General features: G+C 44.0%; 11 protein-coding genes and 3 tRNA genes. 7 read left to right on the top strand and 7 right to left on the bottom strand.

What is annotated here, in order from left to right:
* Positions 1 to 55: 55 nt before the first annotated feature.
* The 4 genes from D3222_RS24930 to rsgA all read right to left on the bottom strand — a co-directional run bounded on the left by D3222_RS24930 (position 56) and on the right by rsgA (position 5,761).
* Positions 56 to 202, bottom strand: coding sequence for a hypothetical protein (locus D3222_RS24930; RefSeq protein WP_157975273.1), 147 nt, complete (start codon positions 200 to 202; stop codon positions 56 to 58).
* Between the two features lie 173 nt (positions 203 to 375).
* Positions 376 to 3,711 carry a miniconductance mechanosensitive channel MscM gene (gene mscM / locus D3222_RS02225; RefSeq protein WP_118984649.1) on the bottom strand — a complete coding sequence of 1,112 codons (3,336 nt, stop codon included), beginning with the start codon at positions 3,709 to 3,711 and terminating at the stop codon, positions 376 to 378.
* Between the two features lie 26 nt (positions 3,712 to 3,737).
* Positions 3,738 to 4,631, bottom strand: coding sequence for an archaetidylserine decarboxylase (gene asd / locus D3222_RS02220; RefSeq protein WP_198672725.1), 894 nt, complete (start codon positions 4,629 to 4,631; stop codon positions 3,738 to 3,740).
* A 74-nt stretch (positions 4,632 to 4,705) separates the two neighbouring features.
* Positions 4,706 to 5,761 carry a small ribosomal subunit biogenesis GTPase RsgA gene (gene rsgA / locus D3222_RS02215; protein WP_118984648.1) on the bottom strand — a complete coding sequence of 352 codons (1,056 nt, stop codon included), beginning with the start codon at positions 5,759 to 5,761 and terminating at the stop codon, positions 4,706 to 4,708.
* Positions 5,762 to 5,980: 219 nt separating this feature from the next.
* Here rsgA and orn point away from each other — a divergent pair, with 219 nt between their 5' ends.
* The 4 genes from orn to D3222_RS02195 all read left to right on the top strand — a co-directional run bounded on the left by orn (position 5,981) and on the right by D3222_RS02195 (position 7,067).
* The gene (orn, locus tag D3222_RS02210) at positions 5,981 to 6,526 is read left to right on the top strand and encodes an oligoribonuclease (RefSeq protein ID WP_118984647.1); all 546 of its coding nucleotides are present in this window, start codon (positions 5,981 to 5,983) and stop codon (positions 6,524 to 6,526) included.
* Positions 6,527 to 6,725: 199 nt separating this feature from the next.
* Positions 6,726 to 6,801, top strand: a tRNA-Gly gene (locus D3222_RS02205).
* A gap of 55 nt (positions 6,802 to 6,856) precedes the next feature.
* Positions 6,857 to 6,932: transfer RNA gene (locus tag D3222_RS02200), tRNA-Gly, on the top strand.
* A gap of 59 nt (positions 6,933 to 6,991) precedes the next feature.
* Positions 6,992 to 7,067: transfer RNA gene (locus D3222_RS02195), tRNA-Gly, on the top strand.
* 307 nt (positions 7,068 to 7,374) lie between these two features.
* Here D3222_RS02195 and D3222_RS02185 read toward each other — a convergent pair.
* Entirely contained in the window at positions 7,375 to 8,370 is a 996-nt protein-coding gene (locus D3222_RS02185; RefSeq protein WP_118984646.1) for a DMT family transporter, read from the bottom strand.
* 18 nt (positions 8,371 to 8,388) lie between these two features.
* Positions 8,389 to 9,579 (bottom strand): tetratricopeptide repeat protein, encoded by a 1,191-nt coding sequence (locus D3222_RS02180; protein ID WP_118984645.1) that lies wholly within the window; start codon positions 9,577 to 9,579, stop codon positions 8,389 to 8,391.
* A 147-nt stretch (positions 9,580 to 9,726) separates the two neighbouring features.
* Between D3222_RS02180 and D3222_RS02175 the strand changes: the two genes are divergently transcribed.
* Complete coding sequence (locus D3222_RS02175) at positions 9,727 to 10,644, top strand: LysR family transcriptional regulator (protein WP_118984644.1); 918 nt, start codon at positions 9,727 to 9,729, stop codon at positions 10,642 to 10,644.
* An 848-nt stretch (positions 10,645 to 11,492) separates the two neighbouring features.
* On the opposite strand, the gene queG is transcribed toward D3222_RS02175, so the two are convergent.
* Entirely contained in the window at positions 11,493 to 12,650 is a 1,158-nt protein-coding gene (queG, locus tag D3222_RS02170; RefSeq protein ID WP_118984724.1) for a tRNA epoxyqueuosine(34) reductase QueG, read from the bottom strand.
* 178 nt (positions 12,651 to 12,828) lie between these two features.
* On the opposite strand from queG, the gene tsaE reads away from it, so the two are divergent.
* The gene (gene tsaE / locus D3222_RS02165; RefSeq protein WP_118984643.1) at positions 12,829 to 13,293 is read left to right on the top strand and encodes a tRNA (adenosine(37)-N6)-threonylcarbamoyltransferase complex ATPase subunit type 1 TsaE; all 465 of its coding nucleotides are present in this window, start codon (positions 12,829 to 12,831) and stop codon (positions 13,291 to 13,293) included.
* Between the two features lie 38 nt (positions 13,294 to 13,331).
* Positions 13,332 to 14,591 (top strand): N-acetylmuramoyl-L-alanine amidase AmiB, encoded by a 1,260-nt coding sequence (gene amiB, locus D3222_RS02160; RefSeq protein ID WP_118984723.1) that lies wholly within the window; start codon positions 13,332 to 13,334, stop codon positions 14,589 to 14,591.
* Positions 14,592 to 14,598: the final 7 nt, after the last annotated feature.

Genomic DNA, 14,598 nt, shown 5'->3' with positions numbered 1-14,598 from the left:
GTAATTGCAGCGCTATTGGCGCTGTTTTTTCATTCATTTACTGTTTCTCGTTCTTTTAATTCTTTCTGTTTTCCGTTTCCCGAATCAGATGCCAGACCGTTGCATCCGGTTCTGCCCTGTCCGGGACACTACCCGGCTGCGGTGTCAGATCTGGGTATTGACCGGTCTGGATCATCAGACCATTGGGATAAGGACTGATCACCACATCCGTGTATAGACAAATGTACGCACTGGAGGGAATGAAAACCTCTTGTGGCGCGACATTGATTGCTTCGCAAAGCCTATTTCAAGCATAGGATGGCGGTAAAAGGCCATATTTTGCCTGAAATAGGGTTAGTTGATTCAAGTATGGGTGCTCAGTGCTTCATTATCTTTTTACAAACTACCCGGTTGACGTGGTGGATTGCGGCCTGACCTATTTGTCGTCGCACTGCGAATATCCCGACCAATAACATCAATACTCGCTTGAAATGGTGGGAATGGCAGAGTAATGCCGTGTTCGCGGAATCCTTGCAAAATAAGCTGATGGACTTCGTGGCGGACAGGCATGCGATGCCCCATTTCAGCGGCATAAATACGTAATTCAAATATCTGAATACCATGTTGAAGATCAACCAGATAGGCTTCAGGTGCCGGGTTATCAAGGATCAGAGTGCTACGTTTAGCCGCAGTTAGCAGGATCTGGGTGACTTCTTCACAGTTAGCTTCTGCCGGAGCAGGAATTGTCAGCACGATACGGGTGATGGTGTCAGATAATGACCAGTTAATAAACTGTTCAGTAATAAATGCTTTGTTAGGAACAATGATCTCTTTTCTGTCCCAATCTGAAAGGGTTGTTGCTCGTGTATTGATCTTGGTGATGCTACCGGTCAGATTGCGGATAGTAACGGTATCGCCGATACGAATGGGTTTTTCAAACAGTATCATCAGGCCAGAAACGATGTTAGCGAAGATTTCTTGTAAGCCAAAGCCCAACCCAACCCCTAGCGCAGCAACAAGCCATTGCAATTTTGACCATTCAATACCAATCAGAGAGAAACCGACCAGACCACCAATCAAAGTAATGGTGTATTTGGTGAGTGTGGTGATGGCAAAGCCGGTGCCTGGTGTAAGCTCTAAATGCTGTAATAAGGCCAACTCAAGCAGTGCGGGTAGGTTACGTACAAGTTGAGTGGTGATAATAATCACCAAGATAGCAATCAAGACAGAACCTACGGTGATAGGTTGAACAGTTTCTACGTTGTTTATTGTCGTGGTGACATCCCATAGTCGGATATTTTCTAGAAATGAGAAAGCGGAATGGAGTTCTGACCAGAGCCAAATGAGTGAAACCAAGGCAAGCAGAGTGAGAATTGAACGGACTAATCCCAGTGATTGAGCACTGATTGCATCCAGATCAATAATGGGTTCCTCAACTTCAATGGCACCTTCGATACTGCTTGAACCGGTTGAATCGTCCTCTCCTTTGGCTCGTTGAGCCAGAATTTCTGCCCGCCGCTGTTTTGCCCGGTCAAAGGCGATCCGGCGTCGCTGAATCAGCATCCAACGACGGATAATATGGTAAATAACCAGCAGGAAGAACCAGATAGCAACAGAAGTTTCTAAACGCCCTAGCAATGCTTGTGATGTGCTGAAATATCCCAGTATGGAAGCTAGCGCTGCGACTATCGGCGCAGAGAGTAAAATCCACCAGAGAGCAGTATTGATAACATTTTCACCGGAGCCATTTTTATCCAGATAGAGCGGAATTTTTGCCCGTTTCAGGCTGTTAGTGATCAGGCTTAAGGAGACGCACAGGATTAGGAAGCAGAGCCTGCCAAGTGTGGAAGCAAATTCTCGATCACTGTAATGTTCAAAAGTTATTAATGCCATGACCAATGGCACAATGGCAAAGATGGATAGCTGGTAGAATCGTAAAGCCCGTTTAACACGTTCTTCCGGCCAACGGAAATGGGCAATGAATAACCCATTTGGATGGGCGAAAGTCGCACTCAGCATGAAGATCCATAATACGGGCGTCGTAGCATTGACACCATAACCAATAGCTGTCGCCATAGGGTACTGCCAGGCGCTTTGTAGCCCATAACCAATGGCGGACCAGAGCATGGGCAAAGGTAATGCGACAACAACCGACCAGAATACGGTACGTAAAGTGAGGGAAAAGTGATCATGGGTTACTTTGCCGATACGGTTACTCGCGCGTTCAAGGAATGAATGATAATGGCGAAGAGAACCGATGCTGAATATAACCAGGAATAGCGTGCCAAACAGATATAGAAGCGTATCCTGAGTGGTCAGCATGACTATCAGGGCTCCGCTTAACTGAGAAAAAGTGTCCAGCGATAATAGACGGGTCAGATCCTGCACAACATTGATTGGGTAATTGAGCGAAACGGGATTAACATCTGCGACCCAAAATAGATAACGGTGTGTGGCCTCTTTGACTTCTGTTAGTGCATCATTTAGCTGGCTGGTAGCGACTTTCAATTTGGTCAATTCAAGGATTTCACTGTCGTAACCAGATAATAATGAATTAAGTAGTTCTTTGCGGGTGCGGGTAAGAGAATCATAAATCCGCTCTTGTTCAGTCGTTAACGCAATGTTGCTTTTCTGTACGGGTTTTATGTCTTTTTGTAACTGCTCCAGCATGTCTTCGTATTTCAGCCGATCGACCCTGAATTTGACAATATTCCGATCAAGTTGCTGTGGTTTAGACATGTCAGGTAAACGGGCAAGTTGAGTTTGGAGTGCTTCTCCGAGTGTTGTGGAGCCACCGAGCCATTGTGCCTGTTCACGAATGGTATTCAGTGCTTGCCGGACTTGAATAATATCACTGGCGGCCTGGCGTTGCTTTGAGCCGATGACATTCATTCGTTGTGCTTGCTGATTTAATTCCTGAGATAAATTCCGGTTCAGTTGTAATTCATCGAGCAGAAATTTTGGGAGCTGATCACTTTGTTCCGCCAGCATCTCGGTATGTTCCAGGGCTAATTCTGCTTTTTGCTGGCGTTGTGCATTAAGTTGGCTACGGAGTTGTTGCAGCTCAAGATCAAGTCGATGATATCGTTTTTTGAACAGTTCAACCCGCATACGGGAAATTTCCTGCCGATTATTCGCAGAAAGTTGCGCAATTTCGAGTTCATTGACTGTCGCTTTGTGGGCATTGACTTCGGCTTGAGCTAAGGCAAATTGAGCCTCTCCTAATGGGGTGGATGGTGTTCCTAATGATTGCAGGCGAGAAGATGCTTCAGTTAGCAAGCGTCGTGCTTCTGATTGTTGTTGCGGTAATAGTACTAAAGAGTCGCTGATTTCCCGTCCTTTGTCCTGCTCTTGCTGTAATTGTCCCCCTTGTTCTAGCAACCGACTGCTGACCTGAATAATCTGTTGCTCAATGTTCGCAATGGATTGGTTAGCAGGCGTTGGGCGGGGAGTATCACTTTCAGTAAGTAATTTTTGACGAAGTTCTTTGGTTATTTTAGGGAAATCATCAATGGCAGTTTGGTATTTCTGCGTTCTGTCATTGGCGGATTTCGTATCTGCAATCCAATTGAGTGCGCCTTGTAGCGCCTGAGCCACTTCTGCGTCCTGCGGATTTTTACTGGATTCAATTTGTTTCAGCTCTTGTTTGAGCTGGTTTTCGTCAAGTGAAATCGCAGCAAGAACCGGGTTAATAATGAGCAGGCTAAGCAATAAGCTGATAATCAGGTGCACGATAGAGGGCTCTCCTTGGCAAGGGATTAACTTATGTTGTCAGTGGGTTCTTCAAGAATGATAGCTTGAGCTAACAGTTCACCCATGCGGGTTGTTGAGCCACTGCTCAAATGTCCGGCTAACTGTATCTGATTTGGTGCAAACAGGTTAATAACGGTAGAACCCAATTTGAAACGCCCCATTTCTTCACCTTTCTTGAAAGAAATCGCGCCAGTTGTAGCGGCTTCCGGGTAAGTCCAGCGTTTGATAATGCCTTCCCGTGGTGGTGTAACCGTACCACACCAAGCCATTTCGATACTGCCGACGATAGTTGCACCAACCAGAATCTGTATCATGGGCCCAAATTGAGTCTCAAATAGACAGAGGACTCTTTCATTACGCGCGAACAGGTTTGGCACGTTGGCGGCAGTCAATGGATTGACAGAGAACAGATCACCAGGGACATAGATCATCTCTTTCAGTAATCCGTCGCAAGGCATATGTACGCGATGATAATCTTTAGGTGATAAGTAAGTCGTTACAAACTGTCCATCACGGAATATCTCTGCCAACTGATGGTTGCCGGCGAGTAGAGCTTCAAGTGTGTAGTGATGTCCTTTGGCCTGAAGGATCTGATAGGTTCGGATGTTGCCTAACTGGCTGATAGTGCCATCGGCAGGTAGCGCTAATTGGTGTTCATTGCTGACAACTGGGCGAATATCATCTTTTAGTGGACGGATAAAGAATTCGTTAAATGTCGAATATGCTGAAAACTCAGATGGTTTCGCTTCATTCATGTCCACTTTATAAATACGGGCAAACGTCTTGATTGCCAGTTGAGTCAACCAGCCAGCTTTTTTGTTAGCAAACCAGCCTGCCAGATGAGTTATCCCCTGTTTAGGTAGTAAATATTGCAACCTGATTTTAATGTTATCCAGCACGTCAACCTCTTGGATTCTATTGGCAAAATTAGACAAAAGGGGGTTATTGTACCCGTCCTTTCATTTGATGTCAGTTAGCTCTCGTTATCTGTAAAAGTCTTGCGTGGTTTAATTTGATCCATGCTATCGAGAATACGGTGATAATTCTCAAAACGTTCTTGATTTATTTCATTATCTTCCACTGCCTTCCGTAGCGCACACGCTGGATCGTCCCGATGTTTACAATCACGGAATTTACAACTACCCAGATAGTCACGGAATTCGATAAAACCCTGAGTTATCTGCTCAGGTGTTAAATGCCACAGGCCAAACTCCCGAACACCGGGAGAATCAATAACATCACCGCCATGTGGGAAATGATAAAGACGAGATGCCGTTGTGGTGTGCTGACCTAAACCGGAAACATTTGAAACCTGATTGACCAGAATCTTGTCTTCATCTTCTGGTAGGAGTGTATTGAGTAAACTTGATTTACCCACACCAGACTGACCGGCAAAAATACTGATTCGACCTGCGAGCATCTTCGTTAATTCTTCCATACCTTCGCCGGTATGGCTTGATAGTTTCAATACTCTGTAACCAATGTTGTGGTATGTGGACATGATTTCGCTGACCCATTCACGGCTTTCTTCGTCCAAAAGATCAATTTTATTCAATACAATCAACGGTTCAATGCCCAGTGTTTCACAGGCAACAAGGTAGCGATCGATAATATTGAGTGACAATTCAGGAAGAATGGCTGACACAATCACTATCTGATCAATATTGGAGGCGATAGGTTTAATGCCGTCATAATAGTCAGGCCGCGTAAGTACGGAAGTCCGTTCGTGAACGGCTTCAACAATACCATTCACTTTAACATCTGCTTGGGTTTGCAGTGAAGGTCGCCATACCACCTGATCGCCAGTTACCAATGAGCGGATAGTTCTGCGAATATTACAACGTTGTATAGAACCATCTTCTGCCTCGACATCAGCATGTTGGCCGAAACGGCTGATAACTAGCCCTTCTTGAGGTTCACCTAACTGACTATCATCCATTTCAGGTTTATTATCCTGTTTTTTCAACCTACGCTGATGATTTTCCTGTACCCGCCGTTGCTGGCCTTTGGATAGTTTATGCTTAGACACCGAACCTCACTTGTTCCACATTTATACCCGTCATCTTTCAAGTTGCCTCTTTGTTGGCTGCACTCACTCACCCCGGTCACATCGTTATCTATGCTCCCGGGGATTCACTCCCTTGCCGTCGCGATGCATCTTGAAATCCATAGGGTATATCGCTGTTATTGCTTAAAAGCGCTATGATACATCATTAATAAGAACTATCTCTCCAATCTAGGATATAACATGTCAAAAAGTGAGCACAATCTTATCTGGATAGATCTGGAAATGACGGGTTTAGATCCAGAGCGGGATCGCATTATTGAAATTGCGACAATTGTCACCGATGCAAATCTGAATATCCTGGCGGAAGGGCCAGTCATTGCGGTTCATCAATCTGATGAACAACTTGCTTTGATGGATAAATGGAATGTGCGTACCCATACGGGCAGTGGGCTAGTTGAACGTGTTAAAGCAAGTAAAATTGATGATCGTGAGGCAGAGAAGGCGACGATTGAATTTTTGGAAGAATGGGTTCCGGCAGGTGCTTCCCCCATTTGTGGTAACAGCGTGAGTCAGGATCGGCGTTTTTTGTTCCGTTATATGCCAGAATTGGAGGCTTATTTTCATTACCGCTACTTGGATGTCAGCACGCTTAAAGAATTAGCCCGTCGCTGGAAGCCGGAAATCCTTACTGGATTTAAGAAACAGAATACGCATCAGGCGCTGGATGATATCCGTGAATCAGTTGCTGAATTAGCCTATTATCGGGAACATTTTATTCAACTGTAAGCCAGAAAGTTTTCGCTGGTTTGATAACGCAAGTTTAATATGACGATTAATTAATCTGTGTTGGTGTTTAAATCGTCATTTTGCCAAAAAGTTTGTTTTTTTGTGTTGAAGGACTTGCGGGCGCAACGATTTCTCGTATAATGCGCTCCCCATACTGATGAAGAATTTCATAAGGTATGGATAGCGTATTAAAAAATATGCGGGAATAGCTCAGTTGGTAGAGCACGACCTTGCCAAGGTCGGGGTCGCGAGTTCGAGTCTCGTTTCCCGCTCCAAATTTTTATTTGGAATCAGTATGTTATTTCTGGTTATCATTAGCCAGTCAGTGACGCGGGAATAGCTCAGTTGGTAGAGCACAACCTTGCCAAGGTTGGGGTCGCGAGTTCGAGTCTCGTTTCCCGCTCCAAACTTGAAATTGATATCTTGAGATTAATATATTGTTTCAGGTTATCACCAGTCAGTAATGCGGGAATAGCTCAGTTGGTAGAGCACGACCTTGCCAAGGTCGGGGTCGCGAGTTCGAGTCTCGTTTCCCGCTCCAAGTCTTCCTTTCATGCCGATCGCCTGGAAACTCCCTTTTTACTAAATCTATTTTCATCAATAACCCGTTGCTCGGTGTTTTAAACATCGTCTGGGCTATTTAAATTCTTGTCTCTAACTTTATGAGTTCAATATCCACTGGCCGGTACACGTTCATTGACGATTGCGCACATTAAAGCGCTTTCTGAGCGCTTCAACATAAGGCCAGATCTGTTTCTTTAATGATTTAGAATAATTAATGCCATCGTGGCCACACCATGAAAGTGATGCGGCCTTTTTATCGTTTTCATTTATTATTATTTTTTGGCTTATCTCCTGTAACTCTTTGTTTTCTCCATATGGTTGATTCCAGGTTTGGATTTGTGTGGAATAAGTTTTTTACCAGTTGATCTCTTGTTGCAGATCAGGATACCTCCGATTACGAGAGCGCCTCCGATGAACATTGGGAACGTTAAACTCTCATCTAATAGTACTGCGCCAAGTAATACAGCGGTTAAAGGGTTAAGCGCAATGAATACGCCAGAACGAGTGGAACCAATTTTTTGGATTCCGTCGTAATACCAGATGTAGGCCATCGCTGAACCTACTGCGCCGAGATAAAGTAAGCTGTAGAGATCAGTTATGGGTAATGTATGTATTGCAGATAAACTCATTTGCCCTGTGAAAATGGCCGTTGCGGCCAACATGATAGCACCCGCCAGGATGGAATATGTGACGGTGTGTAGTGGGCCGATTTGGTTCACAATGTTCTTGCAGAAAACGCTGTAAGCAACCCAGCTTAAAACACAGCCAAAGATCAAGGTGTCACCCAACCAGTTACCCTCTTCTCCAATAGTCAGTTGCGGTGTTTTGCTAAAAATCACGATCATTGCACCAAGCAAACAAAGAATAATTCCCAGTATTTTCAATGGTGATTGCCTTTCCTTATAAAAGAGATATGAAAAAATCGCCATGACTGCTGGATTCAGTGCCACGATAAGTGAAGCTCTGGATGCGGTTGTGTGATGCAGACCATAAAAGAAGAACAGGTTGTAGGTGTATATTCCGCAGAGGCCAAGTCCAGTGATTTTCAATAACTGAGATAGACTAATCTTGACGAACATCTTTCCTGATAAAATGAGGAAGATAATTAATGTTATGCCCGCAAGAATGAATCTGAGGCTTGCTGATAACAAGGGTGATGTCTCGACAGAAATGTATCGACCTGCAACAAATGTCCCGCCCCAGATAATAGCCACAAGAGACAGTTTGATATAGGTTGAGTAGTTGTTGATTGGCTGCGTTAATGTGCGGTTGCTTTTCATGTTTGTCGATATCGTAATTTATAGGGTGGAGGATGCTTTCAAGGCGGCGTATTCCATGGTCTGTTCCAATATTTCACGTTGAGCACGGCTACCTCCCAATAATGGCCATTTCTCATAGCTGAGACGGAGTTTGCTTAAACACTCCTCGTAGTGTCTAGATGTGAATAGTAAGATTGCTTTAAGGACGTCTATCCCTGTGGAATGAGTGTCTGGTTCGATGCCAAATCCATCGCTTTCCGCGATTAGCTTTTCAATAAGAAAAGACTGATTTGTTGCAGAAAAAGCAAGTGCTGCATGTATTTTGTGGAAATAAGAGGTGGAGGCGCTGATGCTGCCTGTCCAAAGGACGGCGAGACGTTCCCAAATTGGTTGGAATTTGGTGTCAGCAGATTTGAGCCTAAGCTGCCACAAGAATCCTACAGCGTCCAAGTCCTGTTTAGCGAATGGATTGTCTTTTAGAGCATATAATTCATCAAAAGCTTGCAATGCAAGCGTGATCTCATCGGATCGTTCATACGCAATGGCGAGATGCCAGTATACATGCATTCCCATTCCGGTGTTGGTTATCCAATGTTCTTTACAGTTGGTCAGAAAGTGGCAAAGTTCTTTCCAGCGACCTAGCTCATGCAAGGCATGTGCAACAGCATGAATGCCATAGATGTTGTCCGGCATTAATTTAACAGATTTAAAACCCACCGTTAAGGCATCATCAAAACATTGAGCTTCACAAAGGACGAACGATTTTATGGAAAGATAATATGGGTAAAGGTAGTGAGTTTTAGAAATGTGTTCGTCACAATAAAGCAGAAGGGACTTCAGGTTGGTTGTTTTTCCTGTGCAGAAATCAAGCATGTGAATAAAGAAGAGCGCGATAATATCCGAAGGGTATGCTCGAATATGTTGGGTCAAAAGCAATCTCGCGTTCTCGTAATCAAATTGCACCCATGCACTGAATGCCTTATGGATAAGGCAAAGCTCAGGGAGAGAGAGGTCGTGCTCGTTCATTTGAGTTAATGTGATTTTGAATTTATAAAGCTCTTTCATCTCGCAAGAGGTGATGGCATCAAATCCCATCAGGAGTTTTTTGTAAGTTCGCTGAGTTTCATTCATTGGAATGAATTCGTCTGAAACTCCACGGAGGGATAAGAACATGCTGTTTATTTCCGGCCATATAGAAGATGAGCCATCTGAAGGCCATTGGTAACTCATAAAATCCCCTTTTTTAATTAATTATGGTTTGGAAACTCGGTTGAGCGCTCGGCGAGCATGACTCGCCTATTGTTTTATATCCGCATTGCATATACTTATTCAGATGTATGATCATGCGGAAATGAGTGATTACTCAAGGGGGAGATAATGACTTTAACCCAGCTCGAAATTTTTGCTGTTGTTGCTGAACGGAAGGGCTTTACCTTAGCTGCGGCCCAGCTCAAGATCTCTCAGTCTGGGGTTTCCCATGCTATCAGAGTCCTTGAACAGGAGCTTGGCGTAGAGCTACTTCATCGGCATCAGGGAGTTGTCGAACTGACAGATATAGGAGAAAGCTTGCTACAAAAAGCCCAGGCCATTCTTGGTCTGGCTGAAACTATGCGGCAAGAAGCAGCGGATGCACGAGGGATGAAACGAGGTACGCTGCGAATCGGATCATTTGGCCCGACTTCATCCCTGTGGCTGTTGCCAACGGTACTGGCCGATTATCGTAGGCTTTACCCCGGCATTGAGGTCCATGTTGATGAGGGACCAGACAGGCAGGTTGTGCAATGGCTTATGGATAGGCGAGTGGATGTGGGATTTGTGACCCTGCCGGAAGACCAATTCGACACTTATCCGATTCTTGAAGACCAAATGGTGGCTTTGTTGCCGGTAGATCATCCTTTGGTGTTGCAGGATACGGTGACGTTGAAGGATCTGTGTGTTGGACCATTCGCGTTGACAGAAGCTGGATCGGCTGAACTGGTTTCCAGGCTTTTTTTATCGGCAAGGTTGCAACCTAATATTCGTTATCGGACGTCTCAATTGTTAAGTACTTTGGCTGCGGTTGAGCGTGGGGATGCGGTAACGATTGTTGCTGAATCATCTCTGCCGCGGACTCGTGAAGTTCACTATGTTAAGAAAGTGCTGAATCCAAAGGTAAAACGACATGTCGGATTAGCCGTGTTTGATGAACGCCAATCGTCACCGGCCGCTAAAGCATTTATCGCATTGACGGCTAAAAAATTCCGAAGGGTGAGTTCATCTGTCTCCCGGGTTTACAAGGAGCTCGTCAGTGAATGATCTCAGTCTTTCCTTCTGCTATGTATATTACGGTTAAGACGCGAAAGAATCGTCAGTGATGGTGTTATTTTCTTCTGTTATTATGCTTTCCTATCGATGACCCGAAGCCGTGAGGCTTCAGGTCGGGTTGCTCAATACTGATAGTCGACTCTGATCGTATTGTAATGGGACGGGTAAACGGGGTAAGTGCCTCCGGTCAGAATCCCACTAATTCTAAAGGAACCTTTGGCATCCTGGCCGCTAAAGGCATTTGTGATGCCATTTAAGGCAGCCTTATATTCCGATTGTACTTAGTTCCGCTGGTGGTATTTATAGGGGGATAAAGAAAGTATTATCCTTATAATTGCAAAATATTTTTTTAACTTCTGCTTGCCAAACTTTTTGAGGTAGTACATAATGCACTCCTTTCGTCAATGAGGTATGGGTAAAATCTCTGTTGAATCAATGAATTAGCTGATATTCAAAGGATTTACTTCCCGCTCCAAGTTTCTTCCTCAATGGTTGTACTCACTTACTTTGATTTGATTTTTGGGTTATATCCTCGTAGTACAGATTTCTATTTTTTATCCACAGTCCGGAAGTTGGTTTCCCGGCAAATAAGTACGATACTTTAAAATTATCACACAGACTTATCCACAGGCTGCTGCGTTTGAATTTTTCTGACTTTGAATGTTACAAAATGAGTATTTATTTTGTAACTTGTTGATAATTTTTCGGAATGATCCTTTGTTAAGAAATATCACATTGATCACTTGCGCTTTTTTTGAGCATTGATCAACAAGGGGTTTTTATTTTATTCACAGGAAAATTATCTGAATCTTTTTATACGTTATAAAGATGGCTAATAATTAAGCATCTCTGGGCAAGCCCTTGGTTATCGCTCTAATAAGTCGTTTCTGTTGTGGTGTTTGTACACTAAGAGTATTCGTTTTGCGGCGAATGATTTGCTGTTCAATAGCCCAATGAATATGTTCATCTAGCATAGTGTTTAATCCTAATCTCTGTTGCAAAGCCAGAATGATATCGTACTGATAGGGTGCGTTTCCTAATGCAACAGTGATATTGCGTAGCCAGCGTAAATAGCCGATGCGGCGAATTGCAGAACCTTCCGTTATCCGTAAGAATTTTTCTTCACTCCAATTGAATAAATCTAATAGCTTTGGTGTATGTAATGTTGCACGGGGGCTGAAATCATCTTCATCTGTCAATTGGGAAAAGCGGTTCCAAGGACAGATAATCTGGCAATCATCACAACCGTAAATACGGTTTCCCATCAGTGGACGAAATTCCTCAGGAATAATGCCTTCCAATTCAATTGTGAGGTAGGAAATACAACGGCGGGCATCAATGGTATAAGGGGCGATAATTGCATCGGTTGGGCAGGTTGTCATGCAGGCGACACAGCGTCCACATTGCTCTTCTTGTGGAGGATCTATAGGTAGGGGAAGGTTAATCAGCAACTCACCGAGGAAAAACCATGAACCAGCTTCTCTATTAAGGATAAGTGAGTGTTTACCGACCCAGCCTAATCCGGCCTTAGAGGCGAGTGGACGTTCCATTATGGGTGCTGAATCAACAAAAGGTCGAAAATTAAGGACTCCCTGATATTCGAAGTCATGGCAATAATTTTGGATTTGCTCCCCGAGTTTCTTAAGACGTTGGCGCAGCAGTTTGTGATAATCTCTTCCCAGGGCATAACGGCTGATATAACCGAGTTCAGCGTCGTTTAGCGTGCTAGCAAAAGAAGCTTTAGCAGGGAGGTAATTCATTCTTACACTAATAACTCTCAATGTCCCTGGGAAAAGTTCATCCGGGCGAGCACGCATCATGCCGTGGCGTTTCATCCATGCCATCTCCCCGTGATACTGTTTATCCAGCCATTCCTGAAGTTTTGGCTCTTCTACTGATAAATCAGTATCACAAATGCCAACTTGTTGAAAACCAAGAGAGAGACCCCATTGTTTGATGTTGGTGACCAGAAGATTAAGATCGAGAGGCGTTGTCATGGCGGAAATCGGTTTATACTGCAAGGCGTTGCAGTGTAGCATAATTTGTTTCAGCCCGAAAATAGTGGGTTTGATAATGAGACTGAGCAGAAGATGTTAAATGTTGATAATAGATAATAGAAGTGTGTTAGGGTTATCGTTTTAGCTGACGAATTAATAAAACAGCAGATATTATTCGATGAAAGAACTTGTTTTATCACTTCAAGATGAAGAAGCGACGGTTTCCCTCGGAAGCGCGGTTGCTGCTGCCTGTAATCATGGCAGTGTAATTTATTTATATGGTGATTTAGGTGCGGGTAAGACGACATTCAGCCGTGGTTTCTTGCAATCCTTAGGTCATAAAGGGCATGTGAAAAGCCCAACTTATACTTTGGTTGAGCCTTATGCTTTAACACCAAGATCGGTTTACCATTTTGATCTTTACCGATTGGCAGATCCGGAAGAGCTGGAATTTATGGGAATACGTGATTATTTCCATCAAGATGCTATTTGTCTGGTGGAATGGCCTCAGCAAGGAGAGGGTGTATTACCGGATGCAGATATTGAATTACATTTGAGTTACCAATCCGAAGGGAGACAGGCACATTTTATTGCTTTGTCTAAATATGGTGAGAGCCTGTTGGATAATTTGAAATATTTATAAGGGATCACCCGACCATGACGCGTCTTTTAGTCGCAAAAATGATAAAGAAATGGCAAATCAGTTTTATGATAATGTGCTGGTTGTTTATTATGATGAGCAGTTTAGTGGTAACAACCGCAACTGCGGCGACTTTATCCAATATTCACGTCAGTAACAGCATAAATGAATCTAAAGTGACGATGGTTTTTTCAGGTGGTCGCCCTAATTACAGTTTTTTCCCATTGCATTCGCCAGAGCGTTTAGTGGTAGATATCCATCAGCCAGAAAAAATTATTGGCTTACCCATGAATCTACCGGGGCAGGATTTAGTGAGGAAAATCCGTTCCAGCCAGGCGCCTGATCGACAAAAAAAACGCATTGTATTTGAACTAAATAATAAAGTTAAAGTCAACTCTATAGTGCAGCAGTCGGGTAGTGAATATGGGGTTATTTTCACCCTACGGGCTTCTGGGGTATCTACTGGCAAGTCTGTTTTTAGAGAGAGTTCACAAGCCGCTACAAGTAAGCTATCACTTACTAACAGCAAATTGCAGACGACAAAACAGGCTGCTTTGCAAGCAACTTCTAAGGGCGGTCAGCGGGTAGTTGTCGCTATTGATGCAGGACATGGTGGTCAAGATCCCGGTGCGATTGGGCAACGTGGATTGAAAGAGAAGAATGTGACTATCAGTGTAGCGCGCAAACTTGAAGCATTGTTACGCAATGACCCTATGTTCAAACCTGTTCTAACCCGTAACGGAGACTATTTTATTTCTGTTGCTGGTCGTTCTGAGGTTGCGCGTAAACATAGCGCAAATATGCTGATTTCTATTCATGCGGATGCCGCTCCTAATCGCAGTGCGCGTGGTGCTTCTGTCTGGGTGCTGTCAAACAAGCGTGCAAATAGTGAATTGGGTAATTGGCTTGAGCAGCATGAGAAACAGTCTGAGTTACTGGGTGGTGCGGGTAATGCTTTGGCAAATGGTGCGGATCCTTATCTAAGCCAGGCGGTGTTGGATCTGCAATTCGGCCACTCCCAGCGGGTGGGCTATAACGTTGCAGTACAGGTTTTAAGTGAGTTGCGCAAAGTTGGTTTACTACATAAACGCTCACCAGAGCATGCCAGCTTAGGTGTGTTACGCTCACCGGATATCCCTTCAATTTTGGTGGAGACAGGATTTATCAGTAACTCAGCTGAAGAAGCATTACTTGGTTCCAATGATTTTCAGGATAAGCTGGCAAGTGCTATCCATCGGGGATTGCGTAACTATTTTCTAGCGAATCCATTACAGGCTGCACCTAAAACAGCCAAGAAGTAAAGGTTGA

This window comes from Photorhabdus sp. CRCIA-P01, assembly GCF_003545805.1.
Classification (GTDB): Bacteria; Pseudomonadota; Gammaproteobacteria; order Enterobacterales; family Enterobacteriaceae; genus Photorhabdus; species Photorhabdus antumapuensis.
Note: the sequence above shows the minus strand (reverse complement) of the source record. Positions and strands in the feature narration are given on the sequence as shown.

What these genes read in the sequence shown, in the direction of transcription:
- orn (WP_118984647.1), top strand. Translation starts at nt 5,981, where the DNA reads ATGTCAAAAAGTGAGCACAATCTTATCTGGATAGATCTGGAAATGACG.
- D3222_RS02185 (WP_118984646.1), bottom strand. Translation starts at nt 8,370, where the DNA reads ATGAAAAGCAACCGCACATTAACGCAGCCAATCAACAACTACTCAACC.
- D3222_RS02180 (WP_118984645.1), bottom strand. Translation starts at nt 9,579, where the DNA reads ATGAGTTACCAATGGCCTTCAGATGGCTCATCTTCTATATGGCCGGAA.
- D3222_RS02175 (WP_118984644.1), top strand. Translation starts at nt 9,727, where the DNA reads ATGACTTTAACCCAGCTCGAAATTTTTGCTGTTGTTGCTGAACGGAAG.
- queG (WP_118984724.1), bottom strand. Translation starts at nt 12,650, where the DNA reads ATGACAACGCCTCTCGATCTTAATCTTCTGGTCACCAACATCAAACAA.
- tsaE (WP_118984643.1), top strand. Translation starts at nt 12,829, where the DNA reads ATGAAAGAACTTGTTTTATCACTTCAAGATGAAGAAGCGACGGTTTCC.
- amiB (WP_118984723.1), top strand. Translation starts at nt 13,332, where the DNA reads ATGATAAAGAAATGGCAAATCAGTTTTATGATAATGTGCTGGTTGTTT.